Genomic DNA, 25,902 nt, shown 5'->3' with positions numbered 1-25,902 from the left:
CGCGTGCACCGATCTGCCCACCTAAAATCCCCCCATGCATATTCATATTCTGGGCATTTGTGGCACCTTCATGGGTGGTTTGGCAGCACTGGCGCGAGAAGCCGGGCATCGGGTCACAGGCTGTGACGCAGGTGTTTACCCGCCCATGAGTGACCAGCTGCGGGCCCTGGGCATCGACCTGATCGAAGGCTTTGGTGCCGACCAGATGGCACTCCAACCCGATATGTATGTGATCGGCAACGTCGTCAGTCGTTCCCGACTGGCCGACGGCAGTCCGAGATTTCCGCTGATGGAAGCCATTTTGGAAGCCGGTGCGCCCTACACCAGCGGCCCGCAGTGGCTGGCCGAACATGTGCTGCAAGGCCAACATGTGCTGGCGGTGGCGGGCACCCACGGCAAAACCACCACCACCTCGATGCTCACCTGGGTGCTGGAACAGGCCGGGCTGCAACCGGGCTTTCTGGTCGGTGGTGTGCCGCTCAACTTTGGTGTGTCGGCCCGGCTGGGTGGCGGGAAGTATTTCGTGATCGAAGCCGACGAATACGACACCGCCTTCTTCGACAAGCGCAGCAAGTTCGTGCACTACCGCCCGCGCACCGCGATCCTCAACAACCTGGAATTCGACCACGCCGACATCTTTGACGACCTGGCGGCCATCGAGCGCCAGTTCCACCACCTGGTGCGCACCGTGCCCGGCTCGGGCCGCTTGGTGGTCAATGGCCTGGAAGAAAGCCTGACCCGTGTGCTGGGTCAAGGCTGCTGGAGTGAGGTCCGGACTTTCGGCTCGGCCGTGAGCGATTTCGTGGCCGAGGGCGAGCCGTCCAGCTTCAAGGTGCTGCAAGCCGGCAAACCGATGGCCGAGGTGCAATGGTCCATTGGCGGCGTGCACAACCAGCTCAACGCATTGGCCACCATCGCCGCCGCCGAACATGTGGGCGTGGCTCCCGCCGTGGCGGCACAAGCCTTGGCTACTTTTGAAAACGTCAAACGCCGCATGGAAGTGCGCGGCACGGTGAACAAAATTACCGTTTACGACGACTTTGCCCACCACCCCACGGCCATCCGGACCACCGTCAATGGCCTGCGCCGTCAGGTGGGTGATGCCCGCATCCTGGCGATCTTTGAGCCTCGCAGCAACACCATGAAGCTGGGCACCATGAAAGCCCAGCTGCCCTGGAGCCTCGAAGAAGCCGATCTGGCCTTTTGCCATACGGGCGGGTTGGGCTGGGACGCTTCAGCCGTACTCGAGCCCATGGGAAATCGAGCGCAAGTGGGCCGCAACATAGACGAGGTGATTGCACAGGTTCTGGCGAGAGTGCAGCCCGGCGACCACCTGCTGTGCATGAGCAACGGTGGCTTTGGCGGAATTCACGCCAGGCTGCTGGAAGCCTTGACGCTGGCCTGATCTCATGCTTCAAAGCAGCGCCCGCCATCGGCGCATCGGCATCGGTTTGGTCACACTGACCACACTGTGTTTTGCGATGCTGGACACTGCCGCCAAGTGGCTGGTGCTGGCGTTGCCCGTGTTGCAGGTGGTCTGGCTGCGTTTTCTGACGCACTCGCTGTTTTCATTGCTCATCTTCGGCCCGAGCATGGGGCTGAAACTGGTGCGCTGGCACTATCCCAGGCTGCAATTGTTGCGCGGCATGATGTTGGCCACCATGACAGGTCTGAACTTCTGGGCCCTGCAATACCTGCAGTTGGCCGAGACCGGTGCCATGCAGTTTTCGGTGCCGATCCTGATCGCCATACTTTCTGGCTGGCTGCTGGGGGAGAGGCTGGACACCCGCCGCTGGCTGGCCATCGCCACGGGCTTCGTGGGCGTACTCATCATCATCCGGCCAGGCACACAGGCTTTTCATCCGGCCATTTTGCTGTCGGCTGGCAATGCCATTCTGTACGCCTTTTTCAACATGCTCACGCGCCGCCTGGCCGAGCACGAACACCCGGCCACCATGCAACTGGCCTCGGCCATGGTGGCCACGCTGGTGCTCACGCCTTTTGCAATGTGGACTTGGCAAACGCCAAGCAACGGTTGGCAATGGCTGATACTCGCCATCACGGGTCTGAGCGGCGGAGCAGGCCACTATTTTGCGGCGCAAGCGCACCGATTTGCTTCAGCCTCCGTACTGGGACCGTTTCTCTACCAGCAAATCCTCTACATGACGCTGGGCGGTTGGTTGGTCTTTGGCCAAGTGCCCGACCAAGCCGTGCTGCTCGGCGCCTCCGTGGTGGTGAGCAGTGGGCTTTACCTGCTGTGGCGCGAATTCAGCGCCAGCCCGGCAGTGGCTGCGGCTTCGTCAGCCGCACCCCCGCCCGGCTGAACCAGAACCTTCAGCGGTTACGACGCGCCTTGACGGCCTCGGACAATACCTGCAACACATCCAAGCTGTCATCCCAGCCGATGCAGGCGTCCGTGATGCTTTGACCGTAAGTCAATTTCGTCACGTCGTCTTGACCAGGAGAGAACTTCTGGGCACCGTCGACCAAGTGGCTCTCCACCATGATGCCGAACACCTGGCGCGAGCCACCGCTGATCTGCGCGGCAATATCCTTGGCCACATCAATCTGACGCTCGTGCTTTTTGCTGCTGTTGGCATGGCTGCAGTCCACCATCAAGGTGGCGGGCAGCTTGGCGGCTTCCAGTTCCTTGCAGGCTGCGGCCACGCTGTCGGCGTCGTAGTTGGGCGCTTTGCCGCCGCGCAAGATCACATGGCAGTCCTTGTTGCCCTGGGTCTGCACGATGGCGACCTGGCCATTCTTGTGCACCGACAAAAAGTGGTGGCCACGCGCTGCGGCCTGGATCGCATCGGTGGCGATCTTGATATTGCCGTCCGTCCCGTTCTTGAAGCCGATGGGCGCCGACAGGCCCGAAGCCAGCTCGCGGTGCACTTGGCTCTCGGTGGTGCGGGCGCCGATGGCGCCCCAGCTGATCAGGTCGCCGATGTACTGGGGCGAAATCACGTCGAGGAATTCGCTGCCCGCAGGCAGGCCTTGGCGGTTGATTTCGATCAGCAGCTGGCGTGCGATGCGCAGGCCTTCGTCGATGCGGTAGCTTTCATCGAGGTAGGGATCGTTGATCAAGCCCTTCCAGCCCACCGTGGTGCGCGGTTTTTCGAAATACACGCGCATCACGATTTCTAGGCTGTCGGCGTACTTCTCGCGCAGGGGCTTCAAGCGGCGGGCGTAATCAAGCGCCGCAGCCGGGTCGTGGATCGAACAAGGGCCGATGATGACCAACAGTCGGTCATCCTTGCCGTGCACGATGTTGGCGATCGATTGGCGGGTTTGGGAAATCAGGGTTTCGGTGGCCGTGCCGGCGATCGGGAAGAAGCGGATCAAATGTTCTGGAGGCGGGAGCACGGTGATGTCCTTGATGCGTTCGTCGTCGGTCTGGCCTGTGCGATCGGCGGCATTCGGATACCAGCTTTCAGGGGCTGCGGTTTTGGCGTTCATCGTGGACTCCTCAATTGAAAAAAGACAGGTGAAAAAAAACCGCCGGGCTTTGGGGCTCCGGCGGTGTGTATCGAGATGTTCGGGTGCTTATGCGCTCGCCTCTCGTCCGCCGGGGACTGAGAACCAAAAATAAAAAAAGTAAAAAGCGATGCGCGAAGACATGGGATTCAATGTAGCACAGTTGGATGACAGTTCCTGACGGGCCGGTCCGGGGACAAACCCGCAGGCCCGTTTTTCAAGTTCAGGCTGTGCCGCCGACCGTCAAGCCGTCGATGCGCAAGGTCGGCTGACCCACGCCCACCGGCACGCTTTGGCCTTCCTTGCCGCAGGTGCCCACGCCCGAGTCGAGCTTCATGTCGTTGCCGATCATGCTGATTTTCTTGAGTGACTCGGGGCCGCTGCCGATCAGGGTCGCGCCCTTCACGGGGTACTGGATCTTGCCGTTTTCCACCCAGTAAGCCTGGCTGGCCGAGAACACGAACTTGCCGCTGGTGATGTCCACCTGGCCACCCGCAAAGTTGGTGGCGTACAGGCCTTTTTTGATGCTGGCCACGATTTCTTCGGGGCTCTTGTCGCCGCCCAGCATGTAGGTGTTGGTCATGCGCGGCATGGGCACATGGGCGTAGCTTTCGCGGCGGCCATTGCCCGTGGGCTTGACGCCCATGAGGCGGGCGTTCATCGAATCCTGGATGTAGCCGCGCAAAATGCCGTCTTCGATCAGCACGTTCTTTTGGCTGGCGTGGCCTTCGTCGTCCACGTTCAGCGAGCCACGGCGGTCGGCGATGGTGCCGTCGTCGAGCACCGTCACGCCCTTGGCGGCTACGCGCTGGCCGATGCGGCCGCTGAAGGCGCTCGAGCCCTTGCGGTTGAAGTCGCCTTCCAGGCCGTGGCCCACGGCCTCGTGTAGCAGCACGCCGGGCCAGCCATTGCCCAGCACCACCGTCATCTCGCCCGCAGGCGCGGGGCGGGCGTCGAGATTGATGAGCGCGGCCGACACGGCTTCTTGCACGTAGCTCTCAACCATGGCGTCGTCAAAGTAGGCCAAGCCAAAACGGCCACCACCGCCAGCGCTGCCGACTTCGCGGCGGCCGTTTTGTTCGGCGATCACCGTGACCGACAGACGGATCAAAGGGCGCACATCAGCAGCCAATGTGCCGTCAGCGCGGGCCACCATGACCACGTCGTATTCGGTGGCCAAACCCGCCATGACCTGCACCACACGCGGGTCCTTGGCACGGGCCATTTTTTCGACGCGGCCAAGCAAGTTCACCTTGGCCGTGCTGTCCAGAGTGGACATCGGGTCCAGCGAGGGGTAGAGCGAGCGGCTGGCCGACACCTTGCGCGCTGGCACCTTGATGCGCTTGTTTTGCGCAACCGAAGCAATGGAGCGCACCGTCATGGCCGCGTCCATCAAAGAGGCTTCGGAGATGTCGTCTGAATAAGCGAAGGCGGTTTTCTCGCCCGACACCGCCCGCACACCCACGCCCTGGTCGATGCTGAAGCTGCCGGTCTTGACGATGCCCTCTTCCAGGCTCCAGCCTTCGGAGCGGGTGTACTGAAAGTACAAATCGGCGTCATCGACCGCATGGGCCTTGATGGCGTTCAGGGCTTGCGTCAGGTGGGTTTCATCCAGGCCAAAAGGCTCAAGCAAGAGGGCGCGGGCCGTGGCCAGGCGTTCGATGGTGGGTTCGCGTGAAATCATGGAAGGCATTGTAGAGACTGATCAAGTCCCTTGCCGGTGTACTCATTAGCAGGCGGCCAAGGCGATTGGGCTCAGGTTTGCACCAATTGCTTGGACTTGGCGATCGACATGAGGATGCCCAAGGCCAGTCCCAGGGTCACCATGGCCGTGCCGCCGTAGCTGATGAATGGCAAAGGCACACCCACCACAGGCAGGATGCCGCTGACCATGCCCATGTTCACAAAAGCATAAGTGAAGAAGATCATGGCCATGCTGCCGGCCAACAAACGGCTGAAGACGGTAGGGGCCTGCATCGCAATGACCAAGGCTCGGTAAATGAGAAAAAAGAAACAACCCAACAAAACCAGTCCACCTGCCAAGCCAAACTCTTCACCCAAAGCAGCAAAGATGAAATCGGTGGTGCGCTCCGGAATGAACTCCAGATGGGTTTGCGTGCCCTGCATGAAGCCCTTGCCCCAAAACCCGCCCGAGCCAATGGCGATCATGCCCTGGATGATGTGAAAGCCCTTGCCCAAGGGATCACGCGCCGGATCGAGCAAGGTACAGATGCGCTGTCGCTGGTACTCGTGCAAGACATGCCAGTCCACGTCGGGCGCACACAAAGTAGGCTCCATGATGACCAGCACCAAAATGCCCGCCAAGCCCAATGCGAAAGGCGGCAAAATCCAGCGCCATTTGAGTCCTGCAAAAAAAATCACCGCCAAACCGGCTGCCAGCACCAACAAAGCCGTTCCCAGATCGGGTTGCTTCATGATCAAACCGACAGGAATACCCAGAATCAACAATGCCACCGCAAAGTCAAACGGCCTGAGCTGCCCCTCACGCTTTTGGAACCAAGCAGCCAACATCAAGGGCAAGGCAATTTTCAAAATCTCGCTGGGCTGAATCACCACGCCCAGATTGACCCAGCGCCGAGCCCCCTTTTTGGTGATTCCAAAAATGGCCACAGCCACCAGCAGTAAAACGCCCACGGTATAAACCGGGACCGCCCACGCCATCAGTTTGGGCGGTGGGATTTGGGCCACCACGAACATGACGAATCCGGCAATCAACATGTTGCGGCCATGATCAACGAAACGCGTGCCATGGTCAAAACCGGAGGAGTACATGATCAACAAGCCGGCACAAGCCAACATGAACACCGCAAAGGCCAATGGGCCATCAAAGCCCTCAACCAGAAGCCAAAGCCGCTGCAAGACAGTGGGTTTTTGAATCACTGAAGTCATGCCGGCTCGCTGAAGTTTGTCATGGACCGCCATCAAAGCGCCTCACCCCGAGGGCCTCGCCCCATCAGCATCTGCACGGCATCACGGGCACTCAGGCGACCATCGAGCAAGGCCACCACGGCTTGCGTGATCGGCATGTCGATGCCCAGACTTTCGGCACGCAGTAACACGGTTCTGGCGCTGTACACACCTTCTGCCACATGCCCCAAGGAAGCCACCGCCTGATCCAGACTGAGGCCTTGGGCCAGCAGCAGCCCCACCTTGCGGTTGCGACTCAAATCGCCCGTGGCCGTCAACACCAAATCACCCAGACCGGACAAGCCCATGAAGGTGTCACTTTTGGCACCCAAAGCCAAACCCAGGCGTGTCATTTCGGCCAACCCCCGAGTGATCAGGGCTGCCCGGGCATTCAGCCCCAAATCAAGACCATCGCACAAGCCCGTGGCTATGGCCAGCACGTTCTTGACGGCACCGCCCACTTCCACCCCCACGATGTCTTCATTGGCGTAAACACGCAAATGTGGACCATGAAAGGCCGCCACCAAAGCCTCGCGCACAGACGCATGAACACTGGCAGCAACCAAAGCTGTCGGCTGTCTGCGCGCTACTTCCAAGGCAAAACTGGGACCACTCAAAGCGCCCGCTTTCAGGGAAGGGGCCACTTCAGCCTGCACCTCATGGGGCATGCAACCGGTCGCTGACTCAAAACCTTTGCACAACCAGGCCACTGGCGCATGCAAGCCTTGCATGGCCTGCAGCACTGGCCGCAAACCAGCCATGGGGGTGGCAATGATGAAAAGGGATTGGGCCGGGGCGCGGTCCAGAAAGTCGGTCAGTGGACCGCTTGAAATCCGCAAGTGATCAGGCAAGGCAATGCCGGGCAAATAGCGGGTATTTTGCCTTTGCTCGCGCATGGCGGACGCCTGTGCCTCGTCCCGGACATGTAAAACCACATCGTGCTGCGCCGGGTGCTGGCAAGCTGCCAGCGCCATGGCGGTTCCCCAAGCCCCGGCACCAATCAGGTTGATCTGCATCAAAGCATGTCCGATGTCCGACCAAGGCCCGTGTTTATTGAGGCGTGGCCGCCGCTTGCTGGGCTTGCTGCTGTTCGTACATGGCCTGGAAGTTGATCTCGGCCAAATGCACAGGCGGGAAACCGGCGCGGGTGATCACATCGGCCACATTGCCACGCAGATAGGGGTAGACGATTTGCGGGCAAGCGATGCCCATGATGGGACCCATCTGGTCTTCGGGCAAGTTGCGGATTTCGAAAATGCCGCCTTGCTTGCATTCGGCCAGAAAAACGGTTTTCTCGCCGATTTTGGTGTGCACGGTCGCCGTGACACACACCTCAAAAACACCATCGGCCACGGGAGTGGCCTCTACACCCAACTGGATGTCGACGCTGGGTTGCTGCGGGTCGAGCAAGATCGCAGGCGAATTGGGTTGTTCCAGAGAAGCCTCTTTGAGGTACACGCGCTGAATCTGGAAAACCGGCGTTTGAACTTCGTTGTTGGGGGTGACAGCTGTATCGGGCATGAAAAACTCTTATTGAAGTAAAAACCCAGTGGTATTGACCGGGCCAATGGGATGAGACAAAAGGATTATCAATGAAGAACGCCCGCCATCTGTCCAGGCGGGCGGCGTGAAAACCCTGATTTTCAGACCGCTTGCAGCAAAGGCACCAGACCGCCACGGGCATCCAGCGCCACCAAATCATCACAGCCCCCCACATGGGTAGCACCGATGTAGATTTGCGGCACTGTGCGTCGACCGGTGATCTGCATCATGTGGTCACGTTGCGCGGGGTCGGTGTCGATGCGGATTTCCTCAATGTGCTCCACGCCCTTGGCTTTGAGGATTTGCTTGGCACGGATGCAATAGGGACACACGGCGGTGGTGTACATCTTGACGGATTGCATGGAAATTCCTAAAAAAATGAAGGCAAAGCTGATCAGGCTTTTTCGATCGGCATGCTGGCTGCCTGCCAGGCCTTAAGGCCACCCGAGAGCGACTGCACGTTCTCGTATCCCAGTTTGCGTGCGGTGGTTGCGGCACGGGCAGAGCGCGCGCCAACCTGGCACACCATGACCAGCTGCGCCGACTTGTTTTTGACCACTTGGGCCAATTTGTCCTCGAGTTGCCCCAACGGCACGTTTTTGGAGCCAATGACATGGCCATTGGCAAACTCGTCGGGCTCGCACACGTCAATGACGACCGCTTTGTCGCGGTTCATCAACTGCACCATGGTTTGAGGATCGAGACCGCCTCCCTTGGTCAGCACCGGCAAGAGCAAAGCAAAACCCGAAGCCAGCGCAACGGCCAGCAACATCCAGTTGTCGAGGAAAAATTTCACGAATCAGACCCTTGTGAACCCAAAAATACAGCCCTGTGAGCAAGGCGCGAAGCTCCGATTCTAAAATGACGGGCTTATCCCTTGTTTTCAACCCCTTCTGTGGCCACTTTGCCTATGTACAAACTTGTCCTCATTCGCCATGGCGAATCCACCTGGAATTTGGAAAACCGCTTCACCGGCTGGACCGATGTCGACTTGACCCCGACTGGCGTGAGCCAGGCCATGTCGGCAGGCAAATTGCTCAAGGCAGAAGGCTGGGACTTTGACCTGTGCTACACCTCGGTGCTCAAGCGGGCCATCCACACGCTCTGGTACACCCTGGACGAGATGGACCGCACCTGGCTGCCCGTGACCAAGGACTACCGCCTGAACGAACGCCACTATGGCGCACTGCAAGGCCTGAACAAGGCCGACATGGCCAAACAATTCGGTGATGAGCAGGTACTGGTCTGGCGTCGCAGCTACGACACCCCCCCGCCAGCCTTGGAAGCATCCGACACCCGCTGCGAGCGCAGTGACCGCCGTTATCCCCACCCCGACGTCGTGCCGCTGACGGAATGCCTGAAAGACACGGTAGCGCGTGTCATGCCTTGCTGGAACGATGTGATCGCCCCCAGCATCCAAAGTGGCAAACGTGTCCTGATCGCAGCGCATGGCAACTCGATTCGCGCGCTGATCAAGTACCTGGATGGCATTTCCGACGAGGACATCGTGAGCCTGAACATCCCGAATGGCATTCCTCTGGTGTACGAACTCGACGCCCATCTCAAGCCCATCCGCCACTATTACCTGGGCGATGCAGAGGCAGCAGCCAAGGCCGCCGCCGCCGTTGCCAACCAAAGCAAGGCCTGAAACAAGCGAGGCCTTTTCATGAATTTACACGCCAAGCCCCACGCCACGGGGCTTGCGGGTGTATATTGATCTGAATTTCACTGCATACGCACTCGCACAATGGGACACAAACTCAAGATCGTCGGCTGGCTCAGCGTGGGCGCCCTGGCTGGCGCACTGACCACCGTGTCGCTGCAAACCGTGGCCCGCGGCAACATGGCGCCCTTGCCGCTTGAAGAGCTGCAGCAACTGGCGGCCGTTTTTGGCATGGTCAAGAGCGATTATGTAGAGCCCGTGGACGAGAAAAAGCTGATCACCGAAGCCATCTCCGGCATGGTGGCCAGCCTGGACCCACACTCGCAGTATTTCGACAAGAAAAGTTTCAAGGAATTTTCCGAGGGCACCTCGGGCAAATTTGTCGGCGTGGGCATCGAGATCAGCCAGGAAGACGGCCTGGTGAAGGTGGTATCACCCATCGAAGGTTCGCCTGCGGACCGGGCCGGGCTCAAACCGAATGACCTGATCACCAAAATTGACGGCACCGCCGTCAAGGGCCTGACCCTGAACGACGCCGTCAAGCGCATGCGCGGAGAGCCCAAAACCAAGGTCCTGCTCACCATCTTCCGCAAGGACGAAAACCGCACCTTCCCGGTCACCATCATCCGCGAAGAAATCAAGACACAGTCGGTCAAGTCCAAGTTGATCGAGCCCGGTTATGGCTGGATACGCGTGTCCCAGTTCCAGGAACGCACGGTGGAAGACTTTGCCCGCAAGATCGAGGACATGTACAAACAGGAGCCACAACTCAAAGGCTTGGTGCTTGATCTGCGCAACGATCCAGGTGGCCTGCTGGACGCCGCTGTGGCCCTTTCCGCAGCATTCCTGCCAGAAAACGTCACAGTGGTGACCACCAACGGCCAGCTCGAAGAAAGCAAGTTCACTTACAAGGCCTCCCCCCAATTCTGGCGTCGCAACAGCGGCAATGACCCCATCACCCGCATGACGCAGGCAACCGGAGGTGCCCTGAAAAAGGTGCCCTTGGTGGTGCTGGTCAACGAAGGATCGGCTTCGGCCAGCGAAATCGTGGCCGGTGCACTGCAGGACTACAAACGCGCCACCCTCATGGGCAGTCAGACCTTTGGCAAAGGCTCGGTGCAAACCGTGCGCCAACTGGGCCCTGACACCGCCTTGAAAATCACCACCGCACGCTACTACACCCCCAACGGCCGTGCCATACAGGCCAAAGGCATCGTCCCCGAGGTGATGCTCGACGAGACCGAAAATGGCAACGTGTTTGCTGCCCTGCGCACCCGCGAAGCCGACCTGCAAAAACACCTGTCCAATGGCAAGGAAGCCGAAGAGAAAACAGACCCTGCCCGCGAGCAGGCACGAGAAGAGGCCATGAAAAAGCTCGAGGAAGAAGCCAAAAAACCGGCTGCAGAGCGACGCCTGCCCGAATTCGGCTCGGACAAGGACTTCCAGCTGGCCCAAGCCCTCAAACAGCTCAAGGGCCAGCCCGTCAAAGCCAGCACCACCCTGGCAGAACGCAAAGTCGAGAAAAAAGACTGAGGCCACCACGGACCGACTCACTTCATGGATGACGCTCAGCTGCTGCGCTACTCGCGGCACATTTTGCTCAACGAACTGGGCATTGACGGCCAGGAAAGACTGCTCGCCTCCCACGCCCTGATCATTGGCGCAGGTGGCTTGGGTTCGCCGGTCAGCCTGTACTTGGGCAGCGCAGGCGTAGGTCACATCACCGTGGTCGACCACGACCAGGTCGATGCCACCAATTTGCAGCGTCAGATTGCGCACACATTGGACCGGGTAGGCCAGTACAAAGCCGAATCGGTGCGCACCGCCATTGCACACATCAACCCCGACGCGAAAGTGACAGCGGTGACCCAGCGGGCCGACGCCGCCCTGCTGGACACCTTGGTTGCGCAAGCCGACGTGGTGATCGACTGTTGCGACAACTTTGAAACACGCCAAGCCGTGAACTTGGCCTGCGTGATCCACCGCAAACCGCTGGTCTCGGGCGCGGCCATTCGCATGGACGGCCAAGTGTCGGTGTTCGACAGCACGCAAGCCGACGCGCCTTGTTACGCGTGCATCTTCCCGCCCGCGCAACTGCCCGAAGAAACACGCTGCGCCACCATGGGCGTGTTTGCCCCGCTGGTGGGCATCATCGGCACCGTGCAGGCGGCCGAAGCCCTGAAAATTTTGAGTGGCATGGGCAGCCACATGGCCGGGCGTCTGCTCATGCTGGATGGCCGCGAACTGTCCTGGACCGACATCCGCATGCAACGCCATCCAGGCTGTCCCGTTTGCGCGGCGCATCGTCCCTGATGCCGTCACCCAAAAGGATGGCCTCGGACCTGTTCTTTTTGTCGAGGTGGGCTCCGCTCAAAAACCACCTCGGCTGCAAAAGCCTTGCCTGACCGCCGTCAAAGCGCGCACCCACAAAGACAGGGCTAACTGGAGATGCCGCCGCGCTGCGGGTCAGCTTCCGTGGCAACTGCCATGGAATTTTCTGAACACAGCCGGTGACATGGCCGCATCTCGTGCGGCAAACAGTCCCCTGTTTTGTTTTTGGGCCTGCCGCTGCAACCCCGCGTAAGGACCTTTGCCCGTGCGAAAACTGTAGGCCCAGGCCATGCCCGAACGCACCATCTCGGCCCCCAGATCCACCCCGTCCACCGACAAACGTCCAATCTGTCTGCCGTACGAATCCTGGCCGTGATCGACCACCTGAACCGGTTTGCGCAGCGCCAAACGAATCAAGGCTTCACGGGCCTCCTGACCGCCAGGCTGACAGGTCTCGGGCGCGTCCATGCCCTCAATGCGCAACCTGACCGGCTCTTGCTGTCCCTGGCGAACCAGCACCACCGTGTCGCCATCCATGACCCAGCTCACCCAGCCAAACCAGACCTCTGAAGCCTGCGCGGGCCAGGGCCACACGCAAGCGCAAAACCCAAACCACCCCAACCATCGCCATGAAACCATCACGCCCCGTCCTTGCCACGCTGACCCTGACGCCGATTCGCCTTGGGCAAATCAGGGCCCTTCTCGGCCCACAAGGCCTGGGCACAGGCTTGTAAGCGCGCCAAAGCCTCGTCAAAAAGCACCACCTCACCGGGCAACAATGCGCTCAAGATCTGGCTGTTGATGACTTGGACCTGAGGCATCAAAGCTTCGTAGAGTTGTTGGCCCGCGGGCGTGAGCGAGACCAGCGCACTGCGCCGATCATTGGCGGGGATGGTGCGCAGCACCAGCTGCTTTTGCACCAAGGCGCTCAAAGTCCGCGATGTGCGCGCACGGTCACGGTGCATCCGTTCGGCCAGGGCAGACGGCGGCAAACTGCCGTTTTCATAAAGTTGCGCCACCACCGCCCATTCGCGCCGGGTGATGCCGTACCCCCCCTCACACAAACGCACCACCATGGCTCCAGCCACACTGGACAAACGACCCAGCCGGTACAAAAGCAGGTCGTCAATCGATGCCAGACGTTGGGAGGGGGACAGCGTCATCAGGGTTTTCCGGGGGGTTGATTGATTAGATCAATTGTCGGTCAAGGCACTACATTCTGACCCGATTGGTATTTTTTCTACACAGAATCCCCTGAACCCCTTTCGGACATGTTCATGCACCTCACTCACCGCCTCCGCTACAGCCGCCCCCATCGCATCGCACGCCTCGCGCTCGGCTTGGCCGCCCTGACATTGGCCCTGATGCCCCCCACTCTTCAGGCACAAGACAAACCGCCACTGAAAATCATGGTGGGATTCCCGCCCGGCGGCTCGGCCGATGTGCTGGCCCGTTTGGTGGCTGACGCCTTGCGCGAGGACTTTGGTCCCATCATCGTGGACAACAAACCCGGCGCAGGCGGGCGCATCGCGCTGAACGCCGTCAAAGCCGCCAAGCCCGATGGCCAAACCGTGATCGTACTGCCCAGTGGCCCGATGGTGCTCTTTCCTCACGTCTACAAAAAGCTCGACTACGACGCCGTGAAAGATTTCACACCCGTCTCGCAAATCGCACGTTTTCAGTTTGGCGTGGTGTCCGGCCCTGCCAGCAATGTGAAAAACGTGACCGACATGGTGGCCAAAGCCAAAAGCGATCCGGGCAACGCCAGTTATGGCACGCCCGGAGCGGGTACCTTGCCGCACTTCATGGGCGTGTTGATGGAGCAGTCCGCCGGCATCAGCCTCAACCATGTGCCCTTCCAGGGCGGCTCGCCCGCCAACAACGCCCTGCTGGGCGGCCACATCGGCTACAAATTTGACGTGGTTTCCGAAACCGCCGAAATGCACCGTGCAGGCAAGGTCCGCATCATCGCTGTGACCGGCAGCAAACGTGACCCGCAGGTGCCTGAAGTACCCACGCTCAAAGAATCGGGTGTGAACATGGACGCCACGGCCTGGTTTGCCATGTACGGTCCGGCCGGCCTGAAAGCCGATGCGCTCACACGCCTTGAAAAAGCGATGATGAAGATCGCTCGCGACCCGGCCATGAAAGACAAAATGCTCAAGCTCGGTTACGAGCCCATTGGCTCCAGTTCAGCCGATCTGGCAGCAGCCCAAAAAGCCGACCTGACCCGCTGGGAAAAACCCATCAAAGCCACGGGCGTGCAACTGGACTGAACGGGCTACGGTTTGCGCCACCCCATTCATGGCCCAACGCTGCTTTCAGCCCGTTGGCTGCGCTGCAGCGCATCACAAACTGACAAACAAAATCTTCATGAAAATTTCTCGCACACCTTGGCACGCAGCGCTGTGCCTGGGCATTACCGCCTGCACCCTCTCAGTCCCTGCATGGGCCCAAAGCTATCCTGCAAAACCGGTGAAGTTCATCACCAACTTTCCGGCGGGTGGCCCGGCTGACTACCTGGCCCGCACGGTGGGTGAAGCCATCACCACCCAATACAAACAACCCGTGGTGGTGGAAAACAAACCCGGCGCAGGTGGCAACATCGGGGCCGACTTTGTGGCCAAAAGCCCGGCCGATGGTTACACCGTGCTGTTTGGCATCGACACCACCTTCACGGTCAACCCCTACATCTACAAAAACATGGCCTTCAAGCCCACAGACCTGCGGCCCATCATGGTCATGGTCTCTTCGGGCTTGCTGGTGGGGGCGCACCCCAGCACCGGCTTCAAAACACTCAAAGACCTGATCGCCCAAGGCAAGGGCAAGGGCCTGAACTTCAGCAGCGCGGGCAGCGGCAGCCCGGGCCATCTGGCTTCTGAAATTTTCATGGACGCTTCGAACATCAAGATCCAGCATGTGCCCTACAAAGGCAACACCCCAGCCGTGACCGCCGTGCTGGCGGGCGAAGTGGATGCAGGCGTGCTGGCCACACCGGGCATGCTGCCCCATGTGAAGACGGGCAAGATCACCGCACTGGCCGTGACCAGCCGCCAGCGTTCACGCTCGGCACCCGAAATCCCCACCGTGGCCGAACTGGGCCTGAAGGACTTGGAACTCGAAGTGCTCTACGTGGCCATGGTGCCTGCCGCGACGCCCGAGCCGGTGGTGCAGCTGTTGCAAAAATCTTTCACCAACGCCTTGAAGCGCACCGACACGCAGGCCCAGCTGACCGGCATGGATTTGTTTTACGAAGGCCTGACGGGCGCAGACGCCGTCAAACGCCTGGCTGACCAGTCTCAACGCTACGGCCGGGTGGTCAAATCCACCGGCATGAAAGTCGAATAAACCCATGACCAACAACCTACGCCCCAACATCATCTTCATCGTGGCCGACGACCTCGGTTTTGCCGACCTCGGCTGCTACGGTGGCCGCGACGCAAAGTTCGGCAAGGTCTCGCCCGTGCTCGACCAACTGGCCGCAGCCGGCCTCAAGTTCACGCAGGGCTATTCCAACTCGCCCGTGTGCTCGCCCACCCGCTTTGCGCTGATGACCGCCCGCTACCAGTACCGCCTGCGCGGCGGCGCCGACGAACCGATCAACAGCAAAAGCAAAGGCAGCGCTGTTCTGGGCCTGCCGCCCGAGCACCCCACGCTGCCGTCCCTGCTCAAAGCCAGCGGCTACCGCACTGCCCTGATCGGCAAATGGCACCTGGGCTACCCGCCCCACTTCAGCCCCATCAAGTCGGGCTACGAAGAGTTCTTTGGTCCCATGTCGGGCGGCGTGGACTACTTCACCCACGCCAGCAACAACGGCACGCACGACCTCTACACCAACGAAGAAGAAAAGCACGAAGACGGCTACCTGACCGACCTGCTTTCCAACAAGGCGGTGGACTTTGTGAACCGCATGGCGCCTGGCGCCGCGCAAGGCACGCCATTCTTTTTGAGCCTGCACTACACCGCACCGCACTGGCCCTGGGAAACCCGCGAAGACCATGCGCTGGCCCAAGAGGTCAAGGACAACCTGTTCCACCTGCACGGCGGCAACATCCACACCTACCACCGCATGATCCACCACATGGACGAGGGCATTGGCTGGGTGGTGGATGCGCTCAAAAAAACCGGCCAGCTCGACAACACCCTGATCGTCTTCACCAGCGACAACGGCGGCGAGCGTTTCAGCGACAACTGGCCGCTGGTGGGCGGCAAGATGGACCTGACCGAAGGCGGCATCCGCGTGCCGTGGATCGCGCACTGGCCTGCTGTCGTCGCACCGGGCGGCACATCCGCCCAGCACTGCATGACCATGGACTGGTCGGCCACGATGGTGGAGCTGGCCGGTGCAGAGGCTCATGCCGACCACCCGTTTGACGGCGTGTCGCTCGCCCCCCTGCTGCGCAACGCCCAACACCAATTTGAGCGGCCCCTTTACTGGCGCATGAACCACCGGGGCCAGCGCGCCCTGCGCATGGGCGACTACAAATACCTGCGGGTGGACGGCAACGACTATTTGTTCAACATCCCGGCCGACGAGCGCGAGCGCGCCAACATCGCCAAGCGCGAGCCTGAGCGCTTGGACGCGATGCGCGCTGCATGGGAGGCCTGGGACGCCACCGTCCCTGCCATCCCTGAAGATGCGACCGTCAGCCTGGGCTACTCTGTCAAAGACATGCCACAACGCTGAAGCCATCGCAGCTAAGATCGGGCATGGCTTATATAAAAAAATTCCTCACCTTCCGAGACTGGCCCCGCCTGACCGCATCGCTGGCCCGCACCGAGGTGCTGGCCGGCTTGACGGTGGCCTTGGTGATGGTGCCGCAAGCCGTGGCCTATGCCGGCCTGGCCGGCATGCCCCTGGTCACTGGGCTTTATGCCTGCCTGATCCCGGCCCTGCTGGCCGTGCTGTTTGGCAGCGCCAACCGCTTGTCGGTGGGTCCCGCAGCGCTCACCTGTGTGTTGATCGGTGCCTCTCTCACGGGCATGGCCGAGCCGGGCTCTGCCGAATGGGTTTCGCTGGCTGTGTGGCTGTCGCTGCTGTCGGGAGGCATCCAGCTGCTGCTGGGTCTGGGCCATTACGGCTGGCTCATCAACCTGGTCAGCGCCCCGGTGATGATGGGCTTCACACAAGCCGCATCCTTGTTGATCATGGCCTCGCAAGTGCCTGCCTTGCTGGGCGTCAAAGCCTGGAGTTGGGACGTGAGCACCTGGTCCGACTGGCTCACAGGCTGGCCTGCCCTGTTTGGGCTGGGCAGCCTGACCGTGCTGCTCTTGCTGCGCAAATACAAGCCCCGCTGGCCGGGCATCATGCTGGTGATGGGGGTAGCCTCGGCGCTGGGTTATGTCACGGGTTATGCCGAGCACGGCGCCATTGTGGGTCTGTTGCCCTCGGGATTGCCTGGCTTTTACTGGCCGCACTGGCCGGGCCTGGAGATGCTCAACCAGCTGTGGGTGCCCGCCATGGTGATTGCGTTGGTGAGCTTTCTGGAGACCGCCTCCAGCGCCCGCATTGAGTGCCAGCGCGACGGCAAACGCTGGGACGACAGCACCGAACTCTTCAGCCAAGGCCTGGCCAAACTGGCCTCGGCGTTCTCCGGCAGCTTCCCAACCAGCACCTCGTTTTCGCGCTCGGCGCTCATGCTGTACGCAGGGGCGCGCTCAGGCTGGGCGGTGGTAGCGTCCGTCGGCTTTGTGCTGCTGGCCTTGCTGATCCTCATGCCTGCGCTGCAGTTCGTGCCGCGCTCGGTCATGGCGGCCGCCGTCATCGTGGCCGTGCTCAACTTGTTCCAGCCCCGGCAATTTCTGAAACTCTGGCGCATTGACCGTGTGGAAACATTCACGGCCGGTGTGACCTTTGCCATCACATTGGCCACCGCCCCGCGCATTTATTGGGGCGTGATGACCGGCGTGCTGGTGGGCCTGAGCCACTTTTTGCATACGCGGTTGCACCCGCGCATCATCGAAGTGGGCCTGCACCCCGACGGCAGCCTGCGCGATCGGCACCTTTGGAAACTGCCCCCGCTAGCACCCCAGCTCTATGCGCTGCGCATGGACGCCGAGTTGGATTTTGCCGCTGCCAGCGACTTTGACCGCGCCATCGCCGAACACTTGGCCGGACATCCCGAGGTACGTCATGTCTGCCTGTTTGCACAACCCATCAACCGGGTGGACGCCACTGGCGTGGAGACCTTCGGTCAGCTGCACCGCCAACTGGCCAGCCGGGGCATCACCTTGCACATCAGCGGCATCAAGCTGCCGGTGGAAACCGCCTTGCGGCGTGCAGGTGAGCTGACGGATGGGCCGTACCTCAAGATGTACCGCACCGATGCAGAAACCCTCCAGGCACTGCCGCAACTGGTGCCACCGCCCAACGACATTGCAGCCGCCGCCATCTGAGGCGTGTACAAACCTGGCCCGAACAGCGCTGAGGCCCCACACGCGTTCAATTTTTGACCCAAATGGGCAAGGCATGGTTGTTTTGAATTCTGGCCTGCCGAGACTCCAAGGCCTCACGCTCTGAATCCGCCGCCGCTTGGCCCAAAACAGGCACATTGAAGACCTTGAGGTAAGTGGTTCTTTGGGGCCATTCACGTCCCAGAAAAATCTCCATCTGGTCAGGCAAACGCCAGATCACATGGTAGGGACCACTTTCTTCGCGCCCCGTGACACGCAGTGGGCGTCCAAAACGGCCCTCAATGCGTATCTTCACATCCTCCACATGGGCGTTGTCTGAAAAAGTCATGAACGCATAGTCCACCCTGGCCAGCTTTTGCCCTTCCCGGGTGTAGCTGAACTTCAACTGCTGCAAGCCAGGCATCAAATTGAAGGCATCGTAAACATCCTCGCTGATCCCGTCGTCCTCACGCAGGACCGGCAAACCTTGCTTGCGAATGGCCTGCCGCATCTCATCCCGCGTGGCCGTGCTCAGGCGCACCCCGAACATTTGCAACCAGCCCTCAGCCACGGCCTGCGGCTTGGGCTGTGGCGCAGCGGGTTCAGAGGCCGCAGTGACATCGGGTGGCTGGATGGATGTCTCCGAGGGCGCGGTGATCGGCCTCGCCACCTGAACCGGACGCCAATCGGTTTGTGCCACCACTGGCCCGGTGAATGCCAGACCCAGGACACCGCCGAGCACGGCATGCTGCAAACCATGAACAATGGGCGTGCACAGAAGAATGCGTAAAGCAGATTGCATGAGGGAATTGCCATGAAGGTTGAAACGGACTTCAAGTGTACCCATGCAGGTCAAAAATGAAAACCAAAGACATCAAATCAGCCCCATCACGTTCACGCAGCCAACGTCCTTGTCAAACACCGCCCCGCACTTGCCGATCGACCGCCAGCTGTGATGTAGGTTCGGTCGGGCCCTCAGAAAATACCGCCCAATGTCCCTGGGCGGACACCTTGACCGGCTGAGCCAGCTTCAAGTTGGAATGTCGGCCTCCACCAACAAGGTCAGCAATTGCAGCGACTCCTGCCACCCCAGGCAGCAAGCCTCTGGCGGAATCGGATCGGGAATACCCGTTTGCTCGATGTTCACTTCGGTGCCCACCGACACGGTCTTGAAGGTGATGGTGGTCACCATCTCTCCTGGCAAGTTGGCATCGTCAAAACTGTCGGTGTGGCTCAGACGTTCACCCGGCACCCATTCCAGAAACGTGCCGCCAAAACTGTGTGACTGCCCGTTGCCAAGGTGGGTGAACGACATGCGGTAACGCCCACCGACCCGGGCGTCCATCTCATGCACGCGACCGGTAAAGCCGTGCGGTGGCAACCACTTGCACATGGCGTCCGGGTCGATGAAGGCCCGAAAAACACGCTCGGCAGGTGCACGGAAAACGCGCTGGAATTTGACTGTATGTGGCATGAATGGCTCCTTTAAAAATTCATGGTGGCCCTCAGGCCAGCGATTTTTCAAACTCGGTCAGGCGCTTGTGAATCGAGCGCAGTTCGGTGATGTCGGTCCAGCGCTCGATCAGGTAAGAAAAAGCCTCGTTGACTTTGCCAAACGCATTGCTGACCTGCTGGATCACGCCCAGCGTGATCAGCCCGGTGAAGAGCGACGGCCCCATCAGCAGGTAGGGAAAAATCACCATCGACTGGCTGTAGAAATTGCTCCACAGGTGAAAGTAGGCGTAGTGGTTGAACAAGCGAAAGTTGTTCAACCGCACGCCGGTAAACAGGCCCATCACCGTGGGTAAATCCATGCGGCTGCGGTCGTCTTCGGCGTACACAAGATCCTTGCGCAGGGCAGCCTCGGTCTTCTGGTTGTTGTACTCCAGCCCCGGCAGGCGAATGCCCACAAACCACGACAGCACCGTGCCGCCCACCGCCGTGACCAACGCCACCCAAAACAGCGAACCCTCGAACTGCAACCACGCAATCGCCATGCCTTTGGACAGCGCCCACAAAATCGGAATGAACGAAGCCAGTGTGAGCAGCGCACGCACCAGACCCAGCCCCAGGTTTTCGGTCTGGCGGGCAAAGCGCATGCAGTCTTCCTGAATGCGCTGCGAAGCGCCCTCGACCGTCGCGTCGGTGCGCTGCCAGCGCGGCAGGTACACCTCGGTCATGGCCTGACGCCAGCGAAAGGCGTAGTGCGAGGCCAGATACGTCTCCAGGCTGCGCAGCAGCATGTAGGGGAAAGCGATCCACGCAAACTGCAGCATGAAACCCCAGAACTTGTCCAACCCGCCCGCCTGCTCGGGCTTTTGCAGCAGGTCGTAAAACTCGCCATACCAAGTGTTGAGCTTCACGGTCTGCTGCACCGTGATGAACACCAGCGCCACCAACACCAGCAAACCGCCCCAGGCCCACAAGGCCCAACGGCGTGAGAGAAAGAAACTGCGAAACATCGGCTCAAGCCTCTTTCGGGTTCACGTCGTCCACCGTCACGGTCTCGAAGTCAGCTGGCAGCACCACCTCCAGCAACTCCAGATCGTGGCTGTGCCCCAGTTCGCGGTGGCGGATTTCAGGCGGCTGGTGCACGCACGAACCTGCCTCCAGCCGCACCAAGCCTTGGCCTTCGTACTCGAACTCGATCCAGCCCTTGAGCACATAAACCAGCTGAAACTGCGTCTTGTGAAAATGCGGCTGGCTTGAAAAAGCACCCCCCTCGGCAGCACGGATCACGCTGGCCGTGACGCGCCCGCCCGTCGCCGCGTTCATGCCCAAATCGCGGTATTCAAAAAACGAGCGCAGCCCTTTTTCGAACTGCGCGTTCTTGGCGTGGGTGACTGCGAAACCTTGTGTCGTCATCTGCAACTCCTGAGCGGCCAGCGGTGCTGGCTTGAATGGGTTCAGGCTATCGTAACGGCTTGCTTGTGACGATGCAGTCAAGCGTGCCAGCTGGCCTTCTCAGACTAGGCCTCATGATTTGGCGGAGGATGGCTGGCTGTTCTTGGGGTCAGGCTTTTTGTCCTTGTGATGGAAGCCATCGCAACTGAATAAATCAAAAATGCTGCAGGGACAGTTTTTCACAGAGGGCATGGAACACGGGAATCGGTCATGGGCATCCGGCCAAAGACAAGCCCCCTCCATCGGAATATCGCAACCGACGTCACAGACACCCACTTGGGTGTGCAAACGGGGGTGCACTCGCTGCGCATGGTGGCGATGCACCACACCACAAAGATGAGTGCGCTGTCGGATCAAGCCCAGGCCCCGCCACACACCAAACCGACGCACCACGCGGTAACCCAAGGCCGAACAACTCGCTTTGCCCGTGCACACGCGGTAAGCGCACACAAACCCCTTGTGTGGCGAAATGAAGCGCTGGTAACCACGAATGAGCGCCAAAAGTATGTTGCGCATGACTTTTATCCCCGCTTCCCTCTCAGGCCATGGGCCGCACCGATTTGGGCACAACGCTGGCTGACCTCATCTCTTCGGGTCTTCCCGTTTTCATCGTCGGTCACCCCAAAAGCGAACCTGGTTGTGCTCAACGGCTGTGACCTTGGGGCCAAAGCTGGAGATGTTGGTCAGCGTGACGTTGTGGTGCGCAATGACTTGCTGCGGGCCGATGGCTGCATTGCCTGCCGAAGTGTGTGCATCAGACACCAGCACCACCGGGTAACCCAGCGCCAGGGCCTTGCGTATGGTGGTGTCCACGCAAAACTCGGAATGCATGCCGCAAACCACCAAGTCCTGAACGCCCAGGGTTTGCAAAGCCTCATGCAAGTCTGTGCGCAAGAAAGCGTCAGGCGTTGTCTTGCGAATACGCCGATCACCGGCCTGCACCTTCAAGCCTGTCGCCAATTGCCACTCACGGCTGTCATGCGCCAGATAGCCCGCGCTCGACTCGTGCTGAATGAAGAACACCGGCACGCCCGCAGCGCGTGCCCGATGCGTGACCACGTTGATGCGCGCGATCGTGCCGGGGCAGTCATGCGCGGCATCGGGGCCTTCGCACAGGCCTTGTTGTACGTCGATGACCAGAACTGCGGTGTGCATGAACGACCTTTCTTTTGAGCTAAATGGTACTCCTCCTCGTTGATTGAAACCATTGAGGGTCTCCGAGATTGGGGCATTTTTAATGCGTGCTGGATGCTGAACGCCAAGCATCAGACATGCTTAAGAATATACTGTATAAAAATACAGTTATTTAAACCATGCTCCGCTCTCTCTTCATCGACTTCAACAGCTACTTCGCCTCGGTGGAGCAACAGCTCGATCCGGCCCTGCGTGGTCGGCCCGTGGGGGTGGTGCCGGTCATGGCTGATTCGTCGTGCTGCATTGCAGCCAGTTACGAGGCCAAGGCTTTTGGGGTGAAGACGGGGACGCGGGTGTCTGACGCCAAACGCATGTGCCCGGGCATTGCGCTGGTGCTGGCAGACCACGCCAAATATGTGGAGGTGCACCAGCAGGCCGTGGCCGTGGTGGACCGGCTGGCGCAGGTGCGGCAGGTGGTCAGCATTGACGAGATGGAATGCGAGTTGACGGGCCGCTGGCGCGAGCGCGAACGCGCCGTGGCGCTGGCCCAGCAGATCAAGGCCGCGCTGCTGGCCGAGGTGGGCGAGTGCATGCGCACCTCCATTGGCATTGCGCCCAACACACTCTTGGGCAAGCTGGCGTCTGACATGCACAAGCCCGATGGCCTGACGGTGATCGAGCTGCATGAGTTGCCCGTGCGACTGTTTCCCCTCAAGCTCTCGGCCCTGCAAGGCATTGGGCCGCGCATGCGCGAGCGCCTGTCGCGCTGCGGCATCGAGACCATGGCGCAGCTGTATGCCGCGCCGCGTGATTTGCTGCACACGGCCTGGGGCGGTCTGGCAGGCGACGACATGTACGACAGGCTGCGCGGGGTTTGGTACGGGCCACGCGCCACGGTGGCACGGTCGCTGGGGCATTCGCATGTGCTGCCGCCCGATTTGCGCCACCCCGCAGGTGCCCGCGAGGTGCTGCACCGCTTGACGCAAAAGGCGGCCATGCGGCTGCGCAAGCAGGGCTTTTATGCCACGGCCATGCAGGTGTTTGTGCGCTGCGATCACCGCTGGCAACGCGAGTCGGGGGGCGAGCGCTATGTCCATGTGGGCGAGACACAGGACACGGGCTTTTTGCTGCACACGCTGGACCAGTTGTGGTTCAGCGGCTTGCACCAATTGCAAGGCCCCAAGGCGGTGGGCGTGCAGCTGTGCGGCCTGGTGCTGGCGAGTCAGCACACGCCCGATTTGTTTGACGCGCTGGAAGAAGCCCCCTCCGCCCGTGCTGGGCAAACCAGACAAAACCACGAGGTCCACCGCGACCGAGCCCGCCTGATGTCGGCCATGGACGCGCTCAACCGCAAACAGGGCAAGAACGCGGTGTACTTTGCCAGTGCGCACCACGCGCTGGATGCCGCGCCCATGCGCATCGCGTTCAACCGCATCCCTGATCTGGACACGGAGCGCTGACCCGTACGCAAGGCTTGTCGCCGCCCACTGTGCAGGAATATTGAAAAAGCCTGCAGTGTTTTGCGCTTGTTCACCAACATGCCCGCCGATATGCTGGTTTGCACACACTTGGAGACCGCATGATCGAACTTCGTGACATCCATTACGCCCGCATCGGCACCCGGGATCTCGACACGGCAGAACACTTTGCCACCCAGGTCATGGGGCTTGAAAAGGTCGAACGCACAGCAGACCGCCTGTACCTGCGCAGCGATCACAGACACCACACCTTGTGCTACTTCTTGGGTGATCCTTCCGAGCAGATCATCGCCTTTAACTTCACCTCCTGGCAGGCCCTGGATGCTGCTTACGAATACCTGCAAGCGCAGAGCGTGCCTTGCGGCCGGGGCAATGCCGAAGAGGCGGCCGATCGGCATGTGCAGGGCTTCATCTGGTTGCTGGGCCCCACGGGCAACCGCATCGAGCTGCTGGCGCGACCCCACGATTCAGCGCGGCGTTACTTCCCGGCCAGAGACGCGGGCGTGACCGGCTTCGGGCATGTGGGCCTGTGCACCACCGACCCCGTGCGCGACCAGGCTTTTTGGCTGCAGCACTTCAATGCCATGGTCAGTGACTGGATCGGCCCTTGTCCTCTCATGCGCGTGAACCCCTGGCACCACCAGATGGCGTTGTTTCCGTCCACACGCAAAGGTATCCAGCACATCAACTACCAGGTGCAGGATTTCGACGATGTGATGCGCTCGTATTATTTTTTAAAGGACAAAGGCATCAAGATTGTTTTTGGCCCTGGCCGACACGCCACCTCGGGCGGCATCTTTGTTTATTTCGAAGGCCCGGACGGCATGGTCTACGAGTACTCCAACAGCGATCGCAAGATCATCGAAGACCCGGCCAGCTACCGGCCACGCCAGTTTCCCATGCACCCTTCCTCGTTTTGTGTCTGGGGTGCCAAGCCGGACATTGCCGAGTTCAAGGAATAAAGGCTCCCCCCTCAAAAACACAAAGGCCCCTTGGGGCCTTTGTTGTGTGTGCACAGCACAGCGATGGTCAATCAAGCTTGAGTTTCGCCTCGTTGATGATCTTGCCCCAGATCTGGGTTTCTTTCTGGATGTACTGGGCAAACTCGTCGGGCTTCATGTCGAAGCGGTTGTAGCCCAGGGTCTTGTAGCGTTCGGCCACTTCGGGCGCTGCCATGGCCTGGGTGACATCGGCGGCAATTTTGTCGCGCAAGGCTTTGGAACTGCCCTTGGGTGCAAACAGACCAAACCAGGCATTGGCCACAAAGTCCTTGGCCGTGGCAGAGCCCGCCATGCCGGGGGCAGAAGGGTAGTAAGGCGAGGCCTGTGCAGCGCCCACACCGATGAATCGGACACGGCCCGATTTTTCCATCGGGCCAGCGCTGGCCATGCTGCCCAGAGCCCACTGCACCTCGCCAGTGGCCACGGCTGCAAACAGCTGTGGCATTTCCTTGTAAGCCACATGCTGCATCTTGGCGCCCGTGGTGGACTGCAGGCGTAAGGCGCCCAGGTGGCCGGGGCTGCCCTGCCCCCACGAGCCGTAGTTCAGGCTGTCAGGCTTGGCGCGGGCATCCACCAAAACGTCGTCAATGGTCTTGTAGGCACTGTCTTTGCCCACCACCACAAAGAAATCTGTTTGCAGCGTGGGACGGATAGGCTCGAAATCTTTTTGTGGGTCGTAAGGCAGTTTGCTGTACAGATGCACATTGCTGGTCAGCATGCTGCTGTCCAGGTGAACCAGGTCATGCCCGTCAGCCGCTGATCCCCGGAAGGCGTTGATGGCCACAACCCCGTTGCCGCCGGGGCGGTTGTCCACCACCACGGACTGGCCCCACTTTTTGGTCAGTTGCTCGGCAATCATGCGCAGGGACACATCCGGGCCGCTGCCTGCCGATGCCGCCGTGATGATGCGCACCGGCTTGGTCGGCCATGACTGCGCTTGTGCGTGAGCACCGAATACCAAAGCCATGGAAGCCAACAAACCCGTCAGGTGTCGGCGCGAGATGGATTGAGCCTTCATACGTATCTCCAATCAAAAGGGATACAGGTAATCTAG

At 60.4% G+C, this 25,902-nt stretch carries 27 protein-coding genes; 11 read left to right on the top strand and 16 right to left on the bottom strand.

The window, feature by feature from the left end:
- Nucleotides 1-34 precede the first annotated feature (34 nt).
- Both mpl and B9Z47_RS03660 read left to right on the top strand, forming a co-directional pair.
- On the top strand, nt 35-1,405 hold the full coding sequence (gene mpl / locus B9Z47_RS03665) for a UDP-N-acetylmuramate:L-alanyl-gamma-D-glutamyl-meso-diaminopimelate ligase (protein WP_108329837.1): 1,371 nt from the start codon (nt 35-37) through the stop codon (nt 1,403-1,405).
- A 4-nt stretch (nt 1,406-1,409) separates the two neighbouring features.
- The gene (locus B9Z47_RS03660) at nt 1,410-2,324 is read left to right on the top strand and encodes a DMT family transporter (protein ID WP_108329836.1); all 915 of its coding nucleotides are present in this window, start codon (nt 1,410-1,412) and stop codon (nt 2,322-2,324) included.
- A gap of 10 nt (nt 2,325-2,334) precedes the next feature.
- Here the strand turns inward: B9Z47_RS03660 and B9Z47_RS03655 are convergent, their stop codons facing one another.
- The 7 genes from B9Z47_RS03655 to B9Z47_RS03625 all read right to left on the bottom strand — a co-directional run bounded on the left by B9Z47_RS03655 (nt 2,335) and on the right by B9Z47_RS03625 (nt 8,740).
- A complete protein-coding gene (locus tag B9Z47_RS03655; RefSeq protein ID WP_108329835.1) occupies nt 2,335-3,456 on the bottom strand; it encodes a 3-deoxy-7-phosphoheptulonate synthase in 1,122 nt (373 codons plus the stop codon).
- A gap of 241 nt (nt 3,457-3,697) precedes the next feature.
- Nucleotides 3,698-5,158, bottom strand: a complete 1,461-nt coding sequence (tldD, locus tag B9Z47_RS03650) for a metalloprotease TldD (RefSeq protein WP_108330077.1) — start codon at nt 5,156-5,158, stop codon at nt 3,698-3,700.
- 71 nt (nt 5,159-5,229) lie between these two features.
- Complete coding sequence (gene rodA, locus B9Z47_RS03645) at nt 5,230-6,384, bottom strand: rod shape-determining protein RodA (protein WP_108329834.1); 1,155 nt, start codon at nt 6,382-6,384, stop codon at nt 5,230-5,232.
- Nucleotides 6,385-6,416: 32 nt separating this feature from the next.
- On the bottom strand, nt 6,417-7,418 hold the full coding sequence (locus tag B9Z47_RS03640) for an NAD(P)H-dependent glycerol-3-phosphate dehydrogenase (RefSeq protein ID WP_108329833.1): 1,002 nt from the start codon (nt 7,416-7,418) through the stop codon (nt 6,417-6,419).
- A gap of 34 nt (nt 7,419-7,452) precedes the next feature.
- The gene (gene secB, locus B9Z47_RS03635; protein WP_108329832.1) at nt 7,453-7,923 is read right to left on the bottom strand and encodes a protein-export chaperone SecB; all 471 of its coding nucleotides are present in this window, start codon (nt 7,921-7,923) and stop codon (nt 7,453-7,455) included.
- Between the two features lie 122 nt (nt 7,924-8,045).
- Nucleotides 8,046-8,306 carry a glutaredoxin 3 gene (gene grxC / locus B9Z47_RS03630; protein ID WP_108329831.1) on the bottom strand — a complete coding sequence of 87 codons (261 nt, stop codon included), beginning with the start codon at nt 8,304-8,306 and terminating at the stop codon, nt 8,046-8,048.
- A gap of 32 nt (nt 8,307-8,338) precedes the next feature.
- The gene (locus tag B9Z47_RS03625; protein WP_108329830.1) at nt 8,339-8,740 is read right to left on the bottom strand and encodes a rhodanese-like domain-containing protein; all 402 of its coding nucleotides are present in this window, start codon (nt 8,738-8,740) and stop codon (nt 8,339-8,341) included.
- A gap of 114 nt (nt 8,741-8,854) precedes the next feature.
- On the opposite strand from B9Z47_RS03625, the gene gpmA reads away from it, so the two are divergent.
- From gpmA to B9Z47_RS03610, 3 genes are all read left to right on the top strand, one after another.
- The gene (gpmA, locus tag B9Z47_RS03620) at nt 8,855-9,592 is read left to right on the top strand and encodes a 2,3-diphosphoglycerate-dependent phosphoglycerate mutase (protein ID WP_108329829.1); all 738 of its coding nucleotides are present in this window, start codon (nt 8,855-8,857) and stop codon (nt 9,590-9,592) included.
- Nucleotides 9,593-9,691: 99 nt separating this feature from the next.
- Nucleotides 9,692-11,140, top strand: coding sequence for a S41 family peptidase (locus B9Z47_RS03615; RefSeq protein ID WP_108329828.1), 1,449 nt, complete (start codon nt 9,692-9,694; stop codon nt 11,138-11,140).
- 24 nt (nt 11,141-11,164) lie between these two features.
- On the top strand, nt 11,165-11,920 hold the full coding sequence (locus tag B9Z47_RS03610; protein ID WP_108329827.1) for a molybdopterin-synthase adenylyltransferase MoeB: 756 nt from the start codon (nt 11,165-11,167) through the stop codon (nt 11,918-11,920).
- Between the two features lie 153 nt (nt 11,921-12,073).
- Here the strand turns inward: B9Z47_RS03610 and B9Z47_RS03605 are convergent, their stop codons facing one another.
- Nucleotides 12,074-12,532: a thermonuclease family protein gene (locus B9Z47_RS03605; protein WP_233253630.1), complete on the bottom strand. Its 459-nt coding sequence runs from the start codon at nt 12,530-12,532 to the stop codon at nt 12,074-12,076.
- Between the two features lie 44 nt (nt 12,533-12,576).
- On the bottom strand, nt 12,577-13,101 hold the full coding sequence (locus tag B9Z47_RS03600) for a MarR family winged helix-turn-helix transcriptional regulator (protein ID WP_108329826.1): 525 nt from the start codon (nt 13,099-13,101) through the stop codon (nt 12,577-12,579).
- Nucleotides 13,102-13,215: 114 nt separating this feature from the next.
- Between B9Z47_RS03600 and B9Z47_RS03595 the strand changes: the two genes are divergently transcribed.
- The 4 genes from B9Z47_RS03595 (at nt 13,216) to B9Z47_RS03580 (ending at nt 18,334) form a co-directional block, all read left to right on the top strand.
- A complete protein-coding gene (locus B9Z47_RS03595; protein WP_233253629.1) occupies nt 13,216-14,214 on the top strand; it encodes a tripartite tricarboxylate transporter substrate binding protein in 999 nt (332 codons plus the stop codon).
- Between the two features lie 97 nt (nt 14,215-14,311).
- Nucleotides 14,312-15,286, top strand: a complete 975-nt coding sequence (locus tag B9Z47_RS03590; RefSeq protein WP_108330074.1) for a tripartite tricarboxylate transporter substrate binding protein — start codon at nt 14,312-14,314, stop codon at nt 15,284-15,286.
- Nucleotides 15,287-15,290: 4 nt separating this feature from the next.
- A complete protein-coding gene (locus B9Z47_RS03585) occupies nt 15,291-16,625 on the top strand; it encodes a sulfatase (protein WP_108329825.1) in 1,335 nt (444 codons plus the stop codon).
- A gap of 23 nt (nt 16,626-16,648) precedes the next feature.
- Nucleotides 16,649-18,334 (top strand): SulP family inorganic anion transporter, encoded by a 1,686-nt coding sequence (locus B9Z47_RS03580; RefSeq protein ID WP_108329824.1) that lies wholly within the window; start codon nt 16,649-16,651, stop codon nt 18,332-18,334.
- 46 nt (nt 18,335-18,380) lie between these two features.
- Here the strand turns inward: B9Z47_RS03580 and B9Z47_RS03575 are convergent, their stop codons facing one another.
- The 6 genes from B9Z47_RS03575 to B9Z47_RS03550 form a co-directional block, all read right to left on the bottom strand.
- Nucleotides 18,381-19,133, bottom strand: coding sequence for a hypothetical protein (locus tag B9Z47_RS03575; RefSeq protein WP_146185749.1), 753 nt, complete (start codon nt 19,131-19,133; stop codon nt 18,381-18,383).
- Between the two features lie 228 nt (nt 19,134-19,361).
- Nucleotides 19,362-19,805, bottom strand: a complete 444-nt coding sequence (locus B9Z47_RS03570) for an SRPBCC family protein (protein ID WP_108329822.1) — start codon at nt 19,803-19,805, stop codon at nt 19,362-19,364.
- Between the two features lie 31 nt (nt 19,806-19,836).
- The gene (locus tag B9Z47_RS03565; protein WP_108329821.1) at nt 19,837-20,793 is read right to left on the bottom strand and encodes a putative transporter; all 957 of its coding nucleotides are present in this window, start codon (nt 20,791-20,793) and stop codon (nt 19,837-19,839) included.
- A gap of 4 nt (nt 20,794-20,797) precedes the next feature.
- Nucleotides 20,798-21,196, bottom strand: coding sequence for a cupin domain-containing protein (locus B9Z47_RS03560; RefSeq protein ID WP_108329820.1), 399 nt, complete (start codon nt 21,194-21,196; stop codon nt 20,798-20,800).
- A 111-nt stretch (nt 21,197-21,307) separates the two neighbouring features.
- Nucleotides 21,308-21,751, bottom strand: a complete 444-nt coding sequence (yidD, locus tag B9Z47_RS19170; protein WP_108329819.1) for a membrane protein insertion efficiency factor YidD — start codon at nt 21,749-21,751, stop codon at nt 21,308-21,310.
- Between the two features lie 90 nt (nt 21,752-21,841).
- Nucleotides 21,842-22,390, bottom strand: a complete 549-nt coding sequence (locus B9Z47_RS03550) for a cysteine hydrolase family protein (protein ID WP_108329818.1) — start codon at nt 22,388-22,390, stop codon at nt 21,842-21,844.
- Nucleotides 22,391-22,548: 158 nt separating this feature from the next.
- On the opposite strand from B9Z47_RS03550, the gene B9Z47_RS03545 reads away from it, so the two are divergent.
- Complete coding sequence (locus tag B9Z47_RS03545) at nt 22,549-23,829, top strand: DUF4113 domain-containing protein (protein ID WP_108329817.1); 1,281 nt, start codon at nt 22,549-22,551, stop codon at nt 23,827-23,829.
- A gap of 119 nt (nt 23,830-23,948) precedes the next feature.
- A complete protein-coding gene (locus B9Z47_RS03540; RefSeq protein WP_108329816.1) occupies nt 23,949-24,809 on the top strand; it encodes a VOC family protein in 861 nt (286 codons plus the stop codon).
- A 67-nt stretch (nt 24,810-24,876) separates the two neighbouring features.
- Here B9Z47_RS03540 and B9Z47_RS03535 read toward each other — a convergent pair whose 3' ends face one another.
- Nucleotides 24,877-25,866: a tripartite tricarboxylate transporter substrate binding protein gene (locus B9Z47_RS03535; RefSeq protein WP_108329815.1), complete on the bottom strand. Its 990-nt coding sequence runs from the start codon at nt 25,864-25,866 to the stop codon at nt 24,877-24,879.
- Nucleotides 25,867-25,902 lie beyond the last annotated feature (36 nt).

The sequence above is a fragment of the Limnohabitans sp. 2KL-1 genome, assembly GCF_003063435.1.
GTDB lineage: Bacteria > Pseudomonadota > Gammaproteobacteria > Burkholderiales > Burkholderiaceae_C > Limnohabitans_A.
The sequence above is the reverse complement of the archived record's forward strand: the minus strand, read 5'-3'. Positions and strand labels throughout refer to the sequence as shown.